Raw genomic sequence first — 15,212 nt, 5'->3', positions numbered from 1 at the left:
ATCCTGCCACGTAGGGCGGTTACAAAGCCCGTCGGGGAAGGCCGACTGAGGCGCACATCACATCTATGACAGCTGCGTTAACGTCATCCCCGCGGCCTGTGAAAAGGCGCACCTGTTCCACTGCCTGGTACAGCAGCATCTCCAGTCCGGGGACCACCGCACCGCCGCCCGCCTGCCATACGGAGGCGATCAGGCTGGGCCAGGGGTCGTAGGCAACATCCAGCAGGACGCCCGGGGTTGCCGTTTTCAGGGCGGCTATCTCGGCGGCAAGGCCGTCCGCCGCCCGGGGCGGCAACGTGGAAATGACGACGTCGGCAGCAGCCGTGGGCAGCACGGCTTCGGCCAGCGTCAGCACCTCAAGGTTGACGCCGGCGTTTGCGGCCGCTGTACGGACGTCTGCGGTGCGGGCAGGGTCCCGTACGAAGATCTGCACACATCGGGTTCCGAGCTCCCGCAGCGCGGCGACCGCGGACGCCGCGGTGCCGCCGCCGCCGAGGATGACTGCGGAGGGTGCGGTAGTCGCTCCCGCCTGCCGGAGGGCATTGACTATTCCAGCCACGTCCGTGTTGGAGCCGATGGCCCGCGGCCCCTGTCCGTTGTCCTCAAAGGAAACGGTATTGACCACGCCGAGGGTCCGGGCGATGCCGCGGACCTCGTCCACATGGTCCAGCATGGCGGTCTTCAACGGCATGGTGACCGAAAGTCCGCACCATCCCCGTTGGTGGCGGACCTGCCCCATCAGGCCTGGAAGGAGCTGCTCGGTGACGTCGATTGCCGTGTAGCTGATGTCTGCATCCAACTGCCGGTAGGCAGCAAGATGCAGGGCCGGGGACTTTGAATGGCTGATCGGGTGCCCCAGCACTGCGGCCCGCAGGGTCATGTGCAGCGGCCCGCGTTCGCCCGGCACCAGGAGTTGTACTGCTCCACGTAGACATTGTGTTCGGCCAGGGTTTTGGCGAACTTGGTCTCCTTGGTGTCCAGGTTGACCGTCACCCAGAAGAGGTAGTCGTTGGTCTTGGGCCTGGCGGCGGCGTCGATGGCAGTCTTGCCCGGCGAGCCGATGGGTCCCGGAGGCAGCCCGGGGTTCGCATACGTGTTGTACGGGTTGGACTTGTCCTGGCGCTGCTCGTCCGTGAAGTTGTAGCTCTTCGTCCCAAGCCCGTACGTGACGGCCGAGTCGACCTGCAGGAAGCCGCCGGTCTGGTCGTTGGGCTTGAGCCGGTTGTAGATGGCTCCGGCGACGTCACCGTATTCGGCCTGGCCGCCTTCGGCCTGGACAATGCTGGCCACGATCACGGACTGGTACTGCTTGGCAGGATCGGTGATGCCCTGTGACACCAGCTCGTCCACGGTCACCTTGACCAGGGCCTGCAGGATGTCCTTGGCGGACGTGCCCAGCGGGAAGCGGTGCTCGCCCGGCGCAAGGTAGCCCTCCAGGTTCTTGGCGTTTGCCGGCAAGCCGAACTGCGCCGGCTCGTTGCTGAGCGCCTGGAGTTGCTGGATCGATATGCCGGAACCTTCGGAGATGGCCTGGAGGGACTCATTGACCCGCAGGCCCGCACTGAGGGCGAAGTAGATCACCTTGCCCTTGTCCTGGCCAAGGAGGACGTCGACTGCGTCCTTGTTCTTCATTTCAGACTTGAAGGTGTAGTCACCCGGCGCCAGCGTGCCGCCCGAAGCGCTGAACGCCTGAAGGAACGTGTCAGCGTTGGCCACGACGCCTTTGTTTTCGAGGTCCATGGCCACGGACCGGGTGCCTTCCCCGTTGTCCACGGTTACCTGGACCTGGCCCGAGCCTGGGCCCGGGAAGTCGCTGGCTTTGGTGCTGCCGAGGAGGGGTTTGAGGAACTGCGCACCAACCGCCACGGCGGTAACGAAAACGGCGAGGGTGAGGAAAAGCGCCAGCAGCCGGCGGCGGCGGCGGACCTTCTTGGAGGGCCTGCCCACTACCTGGGTTGCCGGTGAACCGGCGATGAGGCTGTGCGCTGCGGTATCGGCATGGTGCACGTCCTCCGGGTGGCCGGTGTGGTGGCCGGCCTCTTCGGCGTGGAGGCCGTGGTGGTAGTCGGCGTCGCCGTGGGCCGGACCGTAATGGGCGTTGTCGTGGTACTCGTGACCGTCCGGATACTGGGCCGGGTCAGCGTAGTGCGGGTCTCCCGCGTACTCATGAACGTCAGTCGCCGGGTGTTCCCCGGCCGCATGCAGGTCCTGGTGGTCGTCGGCAGCGAACACTTCGCCGTGCCGCGATCCGGGTTCGTGGGGGTCACTCACGTTGTCCGCGACGGGTTCAGGCTGCTCAGGCGCACCGTGTGCGGCGGGGTCCTGCTGTGCGGCACCATGGTGACCTCCGTCGTCGGGCGTTCCGTTGCCAGGTATCCCGTGGTCAGGCGTCCTGTTGTCCGGGGCTGTTTCCTGGATGGAAGGGGGCACGGCCGGTGCGGCCGGCAACGGCGCTGCGGCAGTGGGGCCGGTGGCCGGCTGCGCAGGGACGGCGGGAGGATCTGCGGGCTGCGGGGGCACGTCGGCACCAGTCTCGTAGGCCTGCTCAGGGACAGCGCCCTGGCCGCCGGTGTCGAGGCTCTTTTCCCGTGCCCGGATCTCCTTGCGCGTCAGCGGCCTCCCTCCCCCGGAGTCCAGGGGCCCTGAGGCGTCGTCAATGTTGGCAGGGCTCACTGTTGCCTTCCATTATCTGAAAATCGGGCCGTATCCGGGGTGGCGCGGACGGACTCATCCGCCCCGCTGTCCCCCAGGTCCACGGACGGGAATGGCGCTGCCACGCGTGAGCCGACATCCGCTCCCCGGGCTTTCTGCATGTCGATGGCGTGCTGCAGGATGCCTGCCGCCGCGACCTGATCAACTACTTTACGGTGGTTCCTGCTGCTCATGCCAGCTTCGTGCAGGTTGCGGTGCGCCGTGACGCTGCTGAGCCGCTCGTCAACCATATTGACCGGAACGTCCAGGCCACGGGCGGCGAGCTCGGCCGCCAGCAGCCGGGCATAGTCGGACGCCATCCTGGCCGAGGCGTGTTCCTCGCCCTTCATGGTGCGGGGCATGCCCACGATGACCTGCACAGCTCCCAGCTCCTCCGCCAGCTTCGCGATCAGGCGAACGTCGGAGTTCTTCTTGGTGTTCCGGTCCAGGGTCTTGTACGGCGTGGCCAGAATGGAGTCACGGTCACAGATGGCCACCCCCACCCGGACCGTGCCAACGTCTACCCCCAGTTTGACGCCCTGGGGGTAGCCGCCGGCGGTTGCGGGATCGGTCATGTCAGGACTGGCGCCGCTCGACGGCGTCCAGGATTGCCGCCAGCGCGGCGCCCACCTTGCCTGCATCGGTGCCGCCGCCCTGCGCGACATCGTCCTTGCCGCCGCCGCCGCCGCCGAGGACTCCGGCAGCCAGGCGGACCAGGGCCCCTGCCTTGACTCCGGCGTTCCGGGCGGCTTCGTTGGTGGCTACCAGGACGAGCGGGCGGTCGTTGGCCACGCCCGCAACAGCCACTGCAGCAGGTGATGAGCCCAAGCGGTTGCGGAGGTCCAGCGCCAGGCCGCGGATGTCGTCGGCGCCGCTGACGGAACCGGCGTCATGGGCGATGACGCTGACGCCTGCTGCGTCCCTGGCGCTGTTGACCAGCTGGGCCGCTGCGGCTGCCAGCTGTTCCTTGCGGAGCCGGTCCAGTTCCTTTTCCGTGGCTTTGAGCTTGGCAAGCGTTGCGGAGATCCGGTCAGCCAGCTGCCCGGACGGCACCTTCAGGAGGTCGGTGAGCTCGGTGACGAGTGCCCGTTCGGCCGCGAGGTGCCGGAAGGCCTCCATGCCCACGAAGGCTTCCACGCGACGGTTTCCGGAGCCTACAGACTGTTCGCCCAGCAGGGAAAGGCTGCCGATCAGCGAGGTGTTGGCTACGTGCGTTCCGCCGCACAGCTCACGGGACCAGGCGCCGTCGATCTCGACGACGCGGACTTCGCTGCCGTAGTTCTCGCCGAACAAAGCCATCGCGCCCAGGGCCTTGGCCTCCGCGAGGCCCATGACCTTTGTTTGCACCGCGTAGTTGTTGCGGATGGCCAGGTTGGAAACCTCTTCGATTTCTGACCGGGTTGCGGTGCTCAGGCCCTCGCCCCAGGCGAAGTCGAACCGCAGGTAGCCGGCTTTGTTGAAGGATCCGCGCTGGGTGGCTTCCGGGCCGAGGATCTGGTGCAGGGCGGCGTGCACGATGTGCGTGCCCGTGTGCGCCTGCTCGGCGGCGTGGCGCCGTTCGCGGTCGACGGCGGCGCGCACCAGCGAGTCGGCGCCGATTTCACCTTCGCGGACAATCGCCTTGTGCACGCTCAGGCCCTTGATGGGGCGCTGGACGTCCAGGACCTCGACCACGAAGCCGTCGCCGGTGATGAGGCCGGTATCGGCGGCCTGGCCGCCGGCCTCGGCGTAGAACGGTGTTTCCGACAGGACGAGTTCGATCTCGTCGCCGGTGGCTGCCTGCTGGACCGGACGGCCGCCGGTGAGCAGCCCGCGGACGCGGGATTCGCCGTCGAGCTCGGTGTACCCGGTGAAGACCGTCTCGCCCTGGGCCAGGATCTCCTGGAACGCGCTGAGATCGGCATGGCCGCCCTTCTTGCCCTTGGCGTCGGCCTGGGCACGCTGGCGCTGTTCCTGCATCAGGCTGCGGAAGGCGGCCTCGTCAACCTTCAGCCCGGCTTCCTCGGCCATTTCCAGGGTGAGGTCAATGGGGAAGCCGTAGGTGTCGTGGAGGGCGAAGGCATCCTCGCCGGAAAGCTGCTTGTTGGCTGCTTTGGACTCCTTGACTGCGTCCTCGAGCCTCGCCGTGCCGGACGCAATGGTCCGCAGGAAGGCCTTTTCTTCGGCGTAGGCAATCCGGCTGATCCTCGCGAAGTCCGTGTCGACGACGGGGTAGACGCCCTTCATGGCGTCACGCGAGGCCGGCAACAGGTCCGGGAGGCACGCCTGCTCGACGCCGAGGAGGCGCATGGACCGCACGGCACGGCGGATCAGGCGGCGCAGGACGTAGCCACGCCCCTCGTTCGAAGGGGTTACGCCGTCGGAAATCAGCATCAGGGCGGACCGGATGTGGTCACCCACAACCCGCATCCGGACATCGTCCGTGTGGTGGGGGTCATCCGGGGTTTCGGCGGAGGTGTATTCCTTGCCGGAGAGTTCGGCGGCCTTGTCAATGACGGGACGGACCTGGTCCGTCTCATACATGTTCTCGACACCCTGGAGGATCATGGCCAGGCGCTCCATGCCCAGGCCGGTGTCGATGTTCTTCTTGGGCAGCTCACCCACGATGTCGAAGTCGTCCTTGGAACGGACGTTGTCGATCTGGTACTGCATGAACACAAGGTTCCAGATTTCGATGTACCGCGTCTCGTCAGCGAGCGGGCCGCCTTCGATGCCGTAGGCGGGCCCACGGTCGTAGTAGATCTCTGAGCAGGGGCCGGCCGGGCCGGGCTGGCCGGTGTTCCAGTAGTTGTCGGCTTTGCCCATCTTCTGGATGCGCTCCGCGGGAACGCCGGTGTTCTTCAGCCACAGTTCCTTGGCTTCATCGTCTTCCTCATAGACCGTCACCCACAGGAGCTCGGGCGGCAGGCCGTACCCGCCGTCGTCAACGCTGGTGGTGAGCAGCTCCCAGGCGAACTTGATGGCGTCTTCCTTGAAGTAGTCGCCAAAGGAGAAGTTGCCGCACATCTGGAAGAAGGTGCCGTGCCGGGCGGTCTTGCCCACTTCCTCGATATCGCCGGTGCGGATGCACTTCTGGACGCTCGTGGCCCGGGTGTAGGGCGCCTCTTCGCGGGCTGTGAGGTAGGGGATGAAAGGCACCATGCCGGCCACAGTGAACAGCAGCGACGGGTCGCTGGACACCAGCGATGCGGAGGGAACCGCCGTGTGGCCCTTGCTGACAAAAAAGTCCACCCAGCGCTTGGTGATCTCCTGCGATTTCATGAGCTGTTTCATACCCTTCTTGGTCCGCGGTTGACCACGCGGAAAGTTCGTTCAGGCGGCAGGGCCTGGTCGGGTTCCCTGCCGGGTTGTTGCGGGCTGATGGCCCGGGGCGTCAGCTGCGGACCAGGTCCGCGGTTTCGACGCCGAGCGCACTCCGCAGGTCGGTTTCGCGTTCCTGCATTCCGGCGCGGACGGCATCGGCGAAGTCATAGACGCCGTCAGCCAGCCTGCCTACAGCCCTGTTGAGGCCTTCCGGGCCCAAAGCGGACTGGGCCTCAGTGACCTTGCGGAAGGCGATAACGCCGATGGCCACGCCGATTCCCATCCAGACAAGTCGTTTCATGGTGTACTTTCGGGGCTTAGCGGCTGCGGCGGCCGGTGGAGGGCTTCTTGCGGTTGGAGAGCGCACTGCGGACGCCGTAGCTGAACGCGGCCACCTTGATCAGCGGCGAACCTACGGTGGCGGCCACCAGCGACGACAACGCTGAAAGGTTGGCGGAAGCATCAGAGACGTTGGACGAAATGCCGTCCACCTTCTTCAGCTGCTGGTTGGTAGTGGTCACAGTGGCCGTGACCTCATCCATCAGGGGCGTCGCGCCGTCGCTCAGTGACCGGATGGACGTCCGCACCTCGTCTAACACCTTGCCCAGCTTGAGGATGGGCACAGCGAGCAGCAGCACCAGGAGTGCAAACACTCCGGCAGCGACCAGGCCGGCGATATCGCCACCAGTCATAGACGTTCATCTCCTTGAAATTCTGTGGACCGGAACCATTCTGTGCACCCCGCGAACCGCGCCGGGCAGATGTCCCCCAAGTACCTTACATACAAAGAAGCCCGTGGCGCTTGCCACGGGCTTCTTTGGATACGCTGCTGGTATTTAGCGTGCGTAGAATTCGACGACGAGCTGCTCTTCGCAGGTCACCGGGATTTCAGAGCGCTTGGGGCGGCGGACCAGGCGGGCCTGCAGTGCCTCAAGCTTGACGTCCAGGTAGGCCGGGACGGCAGGCAGGACATCGCGGTGTGCGCCGGCTGCTGCAACCTGGAGCGGAACCATGGTCTCGCTGCGGCTGTGGACGTGGACCAGCTGGCCCTCGCCGACGCGGAACGACGGACGGTCAACGCGGATGCCGTCAACCAGGATGTGGCGGTGCACAACCAGCTGGCGGGCCTGGGCGATGGTGCGGGCGAAACCGGCACGCAGGACCAGGGCGTCAAGGCGCATTTCGAGCAGTTCGATGAGGTTTTCACCGGTCAGGCCCTTGGTGCGGCGGGCTTCCTCGAAGGCACGGGTCATCTGTGCTTCGCGGATGCCGTACTGGGCGCGCAGGCGCTGCTTTTCGCGCAGACGTACGGCGTAGTCGGAGTCCTGCTTCTTGCGGGCACGGCCATGCTCACCGGGGCCGTACGGGCGGCGCTCCATGTACTTGGCGGCCTTGGGGGTCAGAGCAATGCCGAGGGACCGCGAGAGGCGGGCCTGACGGCGAGCACGAGTGTTGTTAGCCACTTGTGTCCTTCCAATATCTGCGGTGTGTCAGTGTTACTGGCCTCCTTGATGGAGAGCATCGGCCAACCGCTGCCTTTTGCTACTGGGCGCAGGGCACAGTTCCATCGAACAAAAATTTCGGTGGATTGTGCGTCCGTGCCTTGCCAGACAAACATCTACCTTAGCACGGCGGTTACTTGCCCCGGACAATCTTCCGCAGCCGCTCCAGCCTGGCGGCGATGTCGCGTTCAGCGCCGTTGCCGTTGGGCTGGTAATAGTCCCGGCCCACCAGATCGTCCGGCGGATACTGCTGCGCAGCCACGGCGTGCGGAGCGTCGTGGGCGTATTTGTAGCCTTTACCGTGCCCCAGCTGTTTGGAACCCGGGTAGTGCGAGTCCCTCAGGTGGGGCGGGATGCCGTTGCCCATGCCGGCGCGTACGTCGGCGACGGCCTTGTTGATGCCCATGTAGGCGGCGTTCGATTTTGGCGCCGTCGCAAGGTGGACTACCGCCTCGGCCAGGATGATCCGGCCCTCCGGCATGCCGATCAGTTGCACTGCCTGGGCGGCGGCCACGGCTGTCTGCAACGCCGTGGGATCGGCCATGCCCACGTCCTCGGCCGCTGAGATGACGATGCGGCGGGCCACGAACCGCGGGTCCTCGCCGGCCTCAAGCATGCGCGCCAGGTAGTGGAGGGCGGCGTCAACGTCGGAGCCGCGGATGGATTTGATGAAGGCACTGGCGACGTCATAGTGCTGGTCGCCCGCCCGGTCGTAGCGGACGGCTGCGACGTCCAGGGCCCGTTCGGTGTGCTTGAGTTCCACGGTCACCGGCCCGGCTTCGGCGTCGTCGGCGTCACCGAATGCCACGCCGGCCGCGGCTTCCAGGGCGGTAAGGGCACGGCGGGCGTCGCCGCCGGACAGCCGGACCAGGTGCGCCAGGGCTTCGGGGTCCAGTTCAACCTTGCCGTCCAATCCGCGGGAGTCCGCCACGGCGCGGCTGAGCAGCCCTTCGATGTCCGCGTCGGTGAGCGGCTTGAGGGTCAGCAGCAGGGACCGGGAAAGGAGCGGCGATACCACCGAGAAGGACGGGTTTTCGGTGGTGGCGGCCACCAGGACCACCCAACGGTTTTCCACCCCAGGCAGGAGAGCGTCCTGCTGGGCCTTGTTGAACCGGTGGATCTCGTCAAGGAACAGCACCGTGGTGGTCTTGTACAGGTCACGGGCAGTCAGGGCGTCGTCCATGACGCGGCGGACGTCCTTGACGCCGGCGGTAATCGCGGAGAGCTCCACGAACTTGCGGCCCGGCCCGCGGGCGATCACATGGGCCAGCGTGGTTTTTCCCGTCCCCGGCGGTCCCCACAGGATCAGCGAACTTGGTCCGGCCGGTCCGGCGGCGTCGGCTCCGGCTGCCAGCTGGCGCAGCGGCGACCCCTGGCCCAGCAGGTGCTGCTGGCCCACAACGTCGTCGAGGGTGCGGGGCCGCATGCGGACGGCCAGCGGACTGCGTGGTGAGGAGCTCACGGGTGCGCTGCCCGCGGCGGCCGAATCGCCGTCGTCGTCATTGCCTTGCCCCGGCCCAAAGAGATCATCCACATAGATAGGCTACTTCCAGTCACCCGGCGATCCCGCCACAGCTATCCGGAAGGAACCCGAACCTGCCATGACCATCAATGCCGCCGGCAGCGGACGCTCCCCCTCGGTCCGGACGGCGTTTGTTTCCGGTTCACGGCTGGCCGGCTGGACCGGGCGGTTCGCCGCCAGCCACGACGGTTTCGTACTAAGGGAAGACGACGACGGCGTGCGGCTCCTGGCCGGTGACGGCGCCGAAGCGCTCCTTGAAGCTCCCTGGCCCGCCCATGGGCGGCCCGGACGGGGAGCCGGCCCGCTGGAACGCCTCGCGTCGCTGGCCGCCCAGCCACGCCGGTGCGGCCTGCTCCTGGTCAGGCGCGGCGGCTATGGTGTCGGCATTGCCGCCGAGGGCCTCTTGCTGGCCTCCAAGGCGGGCACCAGGTATGTCCAGTCCCGCACCGCGGCCGGCGGGCAGTCACAACAGCGGTTTGCCCGGCGCCGGTCCAACCAGGCTGACGCCCTGGTGGATGCCGTGGCGTTGCAGGCCGCCCAGGTGTTTGCGGCCGAACCCTTCGAATATGTCTGCCCGGGCGGGGACAGGGCCCTCGCCGAAGCGGTCCTGGGACACCCGGCGCTGGCCAGGTGGGCCGGCCTGCACCGCCTGGCGTACCTGGATGTGCCGGAGCCACGGGCCGCCGTCGTTAAGAAGGCCGCCTCCGACGCCTGTTCCATCCGGATCACCGTCACGGACCCGCCAGGGCTGTAGCTTCCGCCATTCGACTGTGCCCGTGCCGGCGCGACGTTCCGCAAATCATCCGGGCAGAGAGCCGTCGAACCGGGTTGACGGGCCGTGGCGGTGCTTGGGTCAGCAGCCGGTCAGCTGCCGCTTGGGCCGTTCCTGGCGGTAGGCGTAGCGGCCGGTTTCCCGGAATCCGGCGTTGGCGTACAGCGCCTGGGCTCCGTGGTTCGCTGCGGTGACGAGCAGCCAGTACCCGGCAAGGTCCCGCTCCGCCCCCGCCGTAAGGAGCGTATCCAGGACGGCGGTCCCGTAACCGCGTCGGCGTGCCTCGGGGCTCGTCGCCATGGAGTACAGGCCGCCCCGCGCCCCTGGCCCGGTGTCCGGAAGGGCAAGGCGTCCGACGGCGGCGGGCCGGCCGGCGCTGTCCCGGACCAGGGCGTACACGGCAGGGCAGCCCTGGAGGATGGTCCGGGCGATGGCCAGTTCGTCGTCACCCCCGCGTCCGTCCACCGCCCACCACACGGCAAGCCATTCGGCAGAGGGAACAGAATCGAGCTCGACGGCCCGGCGCGGCTCCGTAACCCGGGCGAGGCGCGCTGGCCCCCGGGTCATGAGCAGGGTTTCGGACTGCGTGGTGAAACCCTCCACGTCCAGGAAGGTATTGAGGGCAGCCGCTTCGGCGGTGGCGGTGACCTGGAAGATCAGGGGCAGCCGGCGGCTGCGGTACCAGGACCGGGCATCCCGCAGCAGCCCGGCCAGCTCCGGCTCCCCCGCACCGCTGGCGGGCCTCGGCCAGACCGAATTGGCCCGCTGGGTCACTCCCCCGGCAGCACGAAGAACCCAGGGGCCCAGGTCGTGGCGTTCCGGCGCAGGCCATGCCGCGTCCATGGCGGCTTCGAGGCCAGGGAATCCGGCCACATCGGCGTCAAGTTGGGTGCTGGACACGGCAATCTCCTCCAAGGTGGGTTAAGCAGGAGCAGGAGGCACCCCCGACGAATCCGGGGGCCTCCTGCCGCTCAGCGAGGTGCGTTACTTGACCGCTTCGGCCTTCCTGGCCTCGACGGGCTTGACCGCCTCAGGCTTGAAATCGACGCCGGCTTCCTTGCGCTGCTGCGCAGTGATGGGTGCCGGGGCAGCGGTCAGCGGATCGAAACCGCCGCCTGACTTCGGGAAGGCAATGACGTCGCGGATGGACTCGACACCGGCCAGCAGCGAAACCACGCGGTCCCAGCCGAACGCGATGCCGCCGTGCGGGGGCGCTCCGTACTTGAACCCCTCGAGGAGGAACCCGAACTTGGTCTGGGCGTCTTCCTTGTCCAGACCCATCAGTTCGAAGACGCGTTCCTGCACGTCACGCTGGTGGATACGGATGGAACCGCCGCCGATCTCGTTGCCGTTGCAGACGATGTCGTAGGCGTAGGACAGCGCGGACTCGGGGTCCTTGTCGAACGTGTCGAGGAACTCCGGCTTGGGCGAGGTGAAGGCGTGGTGCACAGCGGTCCACTGGCCTGCGCCCACTGCGACGTCGCCCGAAGCGACGGCGGCAGCAGCCGGCTCAAACATCGGTGCGTCGACAACCCAGCAGAAAGCCCAGTCCTTGGGATCGATCAGGCCGGTGCGGTGGCCGATTTCAACGCGGGCAGCACCCAGCAGTGCACGGGACGGGGTCTTTTCGCCGGCGGCGAAGAAGATGCAGTCACCGGGCTTGGCGCCGACGGCGTCGGCCAGGCCAGCGCGTTCGGTGTCGGTCAGGTTCTTCGCGACCGGACCGGCGAGCTCGCCATCTTCCTTGTAAAGGACGTACGCCAGGCCCTTGGCCCCGCGCTGCTTGGCCCACTCCTGCCAGGCATCAAGTGCACGGCGTGCCTGCGAAGCTCCGCCCGGCATGACCACGGCGCCAACATAGGGTGCCTTGAATACGCCGAAGTTGGTGTCCTTGAAGAACTCCGTGAGCTCCGTCAGTTCCTGGCCGAAGCGGAGATCGGGCTTGTCCGAACCGTAGCGGGCCATGGCGTCCGCGTAGGTGATGCGCTGGATAGGCGTGGGGATCTCCACGTCGATGAGCTTCCAGACAGCCTTGACGATGTTCTCGCCGAGGCGGATGACGTCGTCCTGGTCCACGAAGCTGGCCTCAATGTCCAGCTGGGTAAATTCCGGCTGGCGGTCCGCGCGGAAGTCCTCGTCGCGGTAGCAGCGGGCAATCTGGTAGTACTTCTCGAAACCGCCCACCTGCAGCAACTGCTTGAACAGCTGGGGCGACTGCGGAAGGGCGTACCAGGAGCCCGGTGCCAGGCGGGCCGGAACCAGGAAGTCTCGGGCACCTTCGGGCGTGGACCGGGTCAGCGTGGGCGTCTCGATCTCCACGTAACCTTCGTCGTGGAGCAAGTCGCGGGCCACCCGGTTGGCTTCGGAGCGCAGCCGGATGTTGCGGCTGGGGCCGGGGCGGCGGAGATCAAGGTAGCGGTGCTTCAGGCGGGCTTCCTCGCCCACTTCCACGTGCTCATCAATCTGGAACGGCAGCGGATCGGAGGTGTTGAGCACCGTGACGTCCTCGGCGATGACTTCGATCTCACCCGTGCCAAGCGCAGGGTTTTCGTTGCCCTCGGGGCGCTTGGAGACGGTGCCGGTCACCTGCAGGACGTACTCGTTGCGCAGCCCGTGGAACACTTCCTCCTCGCGGACCACAATCTGTGCCACGCCGGACGCATCACGCAGGTCCACGAAGGCCACACCACCGTGGTCACGGCGGCGGCCTACCCAGCCGGCCAGGGTTACGGTTTGTCCAATGTGCTCGGAACGAAGGGATCCGAGGTCATGTGTGCGAAGCACAGCACACCTTTCTAGAGGAAACAGCGGGAAAAACTTAGGGAAGGTCTCGATGGTTCCGGGACCGGTTCCGTCCGAGTTTACCCGTAGGACGGAAGCCGACGTCCACGGCCGGAGCTCTGGCAGGACGGAGAGCAGCGAGGAGCCCTGCTCAGGGGACGTGGGCAGGAACGGCGTCGGCGGTTGCCACCTGCACCACGAGGTCGGCGGCCGGCGGCATCCACGTCTCCGGGGCGGCCACTACCTGTTCACCGGACCGGATGTCCTTGACCTGGTGAGTGCCGTCGTCGTCCGTGAACCAGACGAACGGGATGCCCCGGCGGTCCGCGAACTTGATCTGCTTGCCGAACTTTTCGGCCTTGGCGGCCACCTCGGTGGGAATCCCCCGGCTGCGCAACTGGGCGGCGACGTCCTGCGCAGCGCCCCAGCTGTCGTCGTGCGCGAGGGCCACAAGGACCGCCGTGGGCACGGAACGGGAGGCTTTGGCCAGCTCCTGGCTCAGGATGCGCGAAACCAGCCGGGTCACGCCGATGGACAGGCCGACGCCGGGGAACTTCCGGTTGCCTTTGGAAGCCAGGGCGTCGTACCTGCCGCCCGAGCAGATGGAACCCAGCTGCTCGTGTCCCACCAGGACGGTCTCCACCACGGTGCCCGTGTAGTAGTCCAGGCCGCGGGCAATACTAAGGTCCGCCAGCACCTTGCCGGGTGCGCGCTGGACGGCCGCGTCGATGACCTGCTCCAGCTCGTTAAGCCCCTCGTCGAGCAGGTCGTTGCTGACGCCGAGAGCACGGACCTGGGCCACGAAGGACGTGTCCCCGGTACGGATGCCGGCAAGCTGCAGGGCCTTCTGTGCCTGCTCATCGGTGGCGCCGAGTTCGGATTTCAGGAGTTCGGCAACCTTGGCCGGACCGATCTTTTCCAGCTTGTCGATGCTGCGCAGGACGCCCGCGGTGTCCGTCAGGCCGATGCCGCGGTAGAAGCCCTCGGCCAGTTTGCGGTTGTTGACCCGGAGCTGGAAGTCCGGGATGGGAAGCGCACTGAGTGCCTCGGCGATGACCAGGGCGATTTCAACGTCATAGCGGAACGGCAGCTCGCCATCGCCCACGACGTCGATGTCCGCCTGGGTGAATTCACGGGCGCGGCCTTCCTGGGGGCGTTCGCCGCGCCAGACCTTCTGGATCTGGTAACGCCGGAAGGGGAAGGCCAGGTAGCCGGCGTTTTCAACGACGTAGCGGGCGAAGGGAACCGTCAGGTCGAAGTGCAGCGCCAGCGCGTGCTGGTCGGCTTTGCCGCCCCGGTCCAGGGTCCCGCCCTCATCGTCCTGGAGCCGGCTGAGCCCGTAGACTTCCTTGTCGATCTCGCCCTTGCGCAGCAGCTGTCCCACCGTTTCCACCGAACGCGTCTCAATCGAGGCGAAGCCGTGCAGCTCAAAGACACGGCGCAGGGTATCCAGCACATGTAGCTCCACCAGCCGCTCCTCGGGAAGCCACTCGGGGAATCCGGACAGGGAGGCGGTGCGTGCCATGGAAGTTCTCTCCTCTTAAGGTGCCGGACGCCAGCCGCGTCCCGCCCGTCGGGGCGCCCTGCGGCGGCTGTCCAGCCTGTCATGCATAAACTATGTGCGGCAGTCAGTTTATGCGTCATCGGTGTGCATCTCTAATACGCCGGACCTGCAGGGCCTGGCCGTCAGAGGTCTGCGCCCGGTGCCACCACGGACCCTGGCGCAACCAGGCAGTACAGAGACAACACAGCCACACATGAGGAGGAGCCTTGGCGGCCAGTTCACGCAGTGCCCGCGAAGCAAAACGGCGTATCCATCAGATGGAGGCCAAACGCGAGCTGAGGCGGGACCAGGAACAGCGGCGCAAGCGCGACAACCTGGTCGCCGCCGGCGCCGGAACCGCCGCCGTGGTGCTCGCCGTCGTGCTTCAGCTGACGGCCTTCGCCGGCAACCCCACCGAGGATGAGTTTGCTGCCACCGAAGCCGGCCTCACCAACCCGTCGGCGTCGGCCACTCCGTCAGCACCGGCAACTAACGGGCCCAACATTCCGGCCGCCGGCACCGCGGCGGGGAAGACGTTCACCGGGGATCTCGTGCTGAACGGCAAGCCACTGGGCGTCGAACTCAACGGAACCACCGCACCGCAGGCCGCCGCGGTCTTCAAGTCCCTCAGCGACGAGGGCTTCTACAACGGCAAGAGCTGCCACCGGCTCACCACCTCGGACGCCTTCGGGGTGCTGCAGTGCGGCTCCGCGAACGGCGACGGGCAGGGCGATCCCAACTACACGTGGGGCCCCCTGGAAAACACCCCGGCGGACAACTCCTACCCGGCCGGAACCATTGCCGTGGCACGGAGCGGCAACAACGCCTACGGCAACGGAACGCAGTTCTTCATCGTCTACAAAGACACGAACATTCCAGCGGATTCCGCCGGCGGCTACACCGTGGTGGGCAAGGTGACCTCAGGCCTGGACGTGGTGACCGGCATCGCTGCCGAAGGGATCACCCCGGGCAGCAGCGACACGGACGGCGCGCCCGTTCAAGCAGTCACGATAGACTCGTTTTCTCTGAAGTAGGAAGCCCGGCCATGGCGGCCGCGGTGCAGGACGTGAGCAGTTCCCTCCAAGCGAAAGACTTTTA

13 protein-coding genes are annotated in these 15,212 nt (G+C 66.8%); 2 read left to right on the top strand and 11 right to left on the bottom strand.

The genetic code is table 11. The annotated features are described in order from the left end of the window. Positions 1-19: 19 nt before the first annotated feature. The 8 genes from OVA06_RS08055 to OVA06_RS08020 form a co-directional block, all read right to left on the bottom strand. Positions 20-880 (bottom strand): shikimate dehydrogenase, encoded by an 861-nt coding sequence (locus OVA06_RS08055; protein ID WP_268160706.1) that lies wholly within the window; start codon positions 878-880, stop codon positions 20-22. Then, complete coding sequence (mltG, locus tag OVA06_RS08050) at positions 877-2,673, bottom strand: endolytic transglycosylase MltG (RefSeq protein ID WP_268157504.1); 1,797 nt, start codon at positions 2,671-2,673, stop codon at positions 877-879. Before mltG ends, OVA06_RS08055 begins: the two co-directional genes overlap by 4 nt. Then, a complete protein-coding gene (gene ruvX, locus OVA06_RS08045; RefSeq protein ID WP_056079436.1) occupies positions 2,670-3,266 on the bottom strand; it encodes a Holliday junction resolvase RuvX in 597 nt (198 codons plus the stop codon). Before ruvX ends, mltG begins: the two co-directional genes overlap by 4 nt. Position 3,267: 1 nt before the next feature. Beyond that, entirely contained in the window at positions 3,268-5,952 is a 2,685-nt protein-coding gene (alaS, locus tag OVA06_RS08040; protein ID WP_056079943.1) for an alanine--tRNA ligase, read from the bottom strand. 112 nt (positions 5,953-6,064) lie between these two features. Further along, positions 6,065-6,295, bottom strand: coding sequence for a DUF6167 family protein (locus tag OVA06_RS08035; protein ID WP_015937208.1), 231 nt, complete (start codon positions 6,293-6,295; stop codon positions 6,065-6,067). Positions 6,296-6,311: 16 nt separating this feature from the next. Beyond that, positions 6,312-6,686, bottom strand: a complete 375-nt coding sequence (locus OVA06_RS08030) for a DUF948 domain-containing protein (RefSeq protein WP_015937209.1) — start codon at positions 6,684-6,686, stop codon at positions 6,312-6,314. Between the two features lie 144 nt (positions 6,687-6,830). Next, on the bottom strand, positions 6,831-7,457 hold the full coding sequence (gene rpsD, locus OVA06_RS08025) for a 30S ribosomal protein S4 (RefSeq protein WP_015937210.1): 627 nt from the start codon (positions 7,455-7,457) through the stop codon (positions 6,831-6,833). 172 nt (positions 7,458-7,629) lie between these two features. Beyond that, positions 7,630-9,030, bottom strand: coding sequence for a replication-associated recombination protein A (locus OVA06_RS08020; protein ID WP_268157502.1), 1,401 nt, complete (start codon positions 9,028-9,030; stop codon positions 7,630-7,632). Positions 9,031-9,097: 67 nt separating this feature from the next. Between OVA06_RS08020 and OVA06_RS08015 the strand changes: the two genes are divergently transcribed. After that, a complete protein-coding gene (locus tag OVA06_RS08015; RefSeq protein WP_268157500.1) occupies positions 9,098-9,772 on the top strand; it encodes an acVLRF1 family peptidyl-tRNA hydrolase in 675 nt (224 codons plus the stop codon). Positions 9,773-9,871: 99 nt separating this feature from the next. On the opposite strand, the gene OVA06_RS08010 is transcribed toward OVA06_RS08015, so the two are convergent. The 3 genes from OVA06_RS08010 to hisS all read right to left on the bottom strand — a co-directional run bounded on the left by OVA06_RS08010 (position 9,872) and on the right by hisS (position 14,096). Beyond that, positions 9,872-10,633 (bottom strand): GNAT family N-acetyltransferase, encoded by a 762-nt coding sequence (locus OVA06_RS08010; protein ID WP_442793576.1) that lies wholly within the window; start codon positions 10,631-10,633, stop codon positions 9,872-9,874. Positions 10,634-10,774: 141 nt separating this feature from the next. Further along, positions 10,775-12,574: an aspartate--tRNA ligase gene (gene aspS, locus OVA06_RS08005; protein ID WP_268157496.1), complete on the bottom strand. Its 1,800-nt coding sequence runs from the start codon at positions 12,572-12,574 to the stop codon at positions 10,775-10,777. 148 nt (positions 12,575-12,722) lie between these two features. Continuing rightward, positions 12,723-14,096, bottom strand: coding sequence for a histidine--tRNA ligase (gene hisS / locus OVA06_RS08000; RefSeq protein ID WP_268157494.1), 1,374 nt, complete (start codon positions 14,094-14,096; stop codon positions 12,723-12,725). 245 nt (positions 14,097-14,341) lie between these two features. Here hisS and OVA06_RS07995 point away from each other — a divergent pair, with 245 nt between their 5' ends. After that, positions 14,342-15,148 (top strand): peptidylprolyl isomerase, encoded by an 807-nt coding sequence (locus OVA06_RS07995; protein WP_268157492.1) that lies wholly within the window; start codon positions 14,342-14,344, stop codon positions 15,146-15,148. The last annotated feature ends 64 nt before the right edge of the window (positions 15,149-15,212 follow it).

It is taken from the genome of Pseudarthrobacter sp. SL88 (assembly GCF_026672455.1).
Taxonomy (GTDB): Bacteria; Actinomycetota; Actinomycetes; order Actinomycetales; family Micrococcaceae; genus Arthrobacter.
Note: the sequence above shows the minus strand (reverse complement) of the source record. Positions and strands in the feature narration are given on the sequence as shown.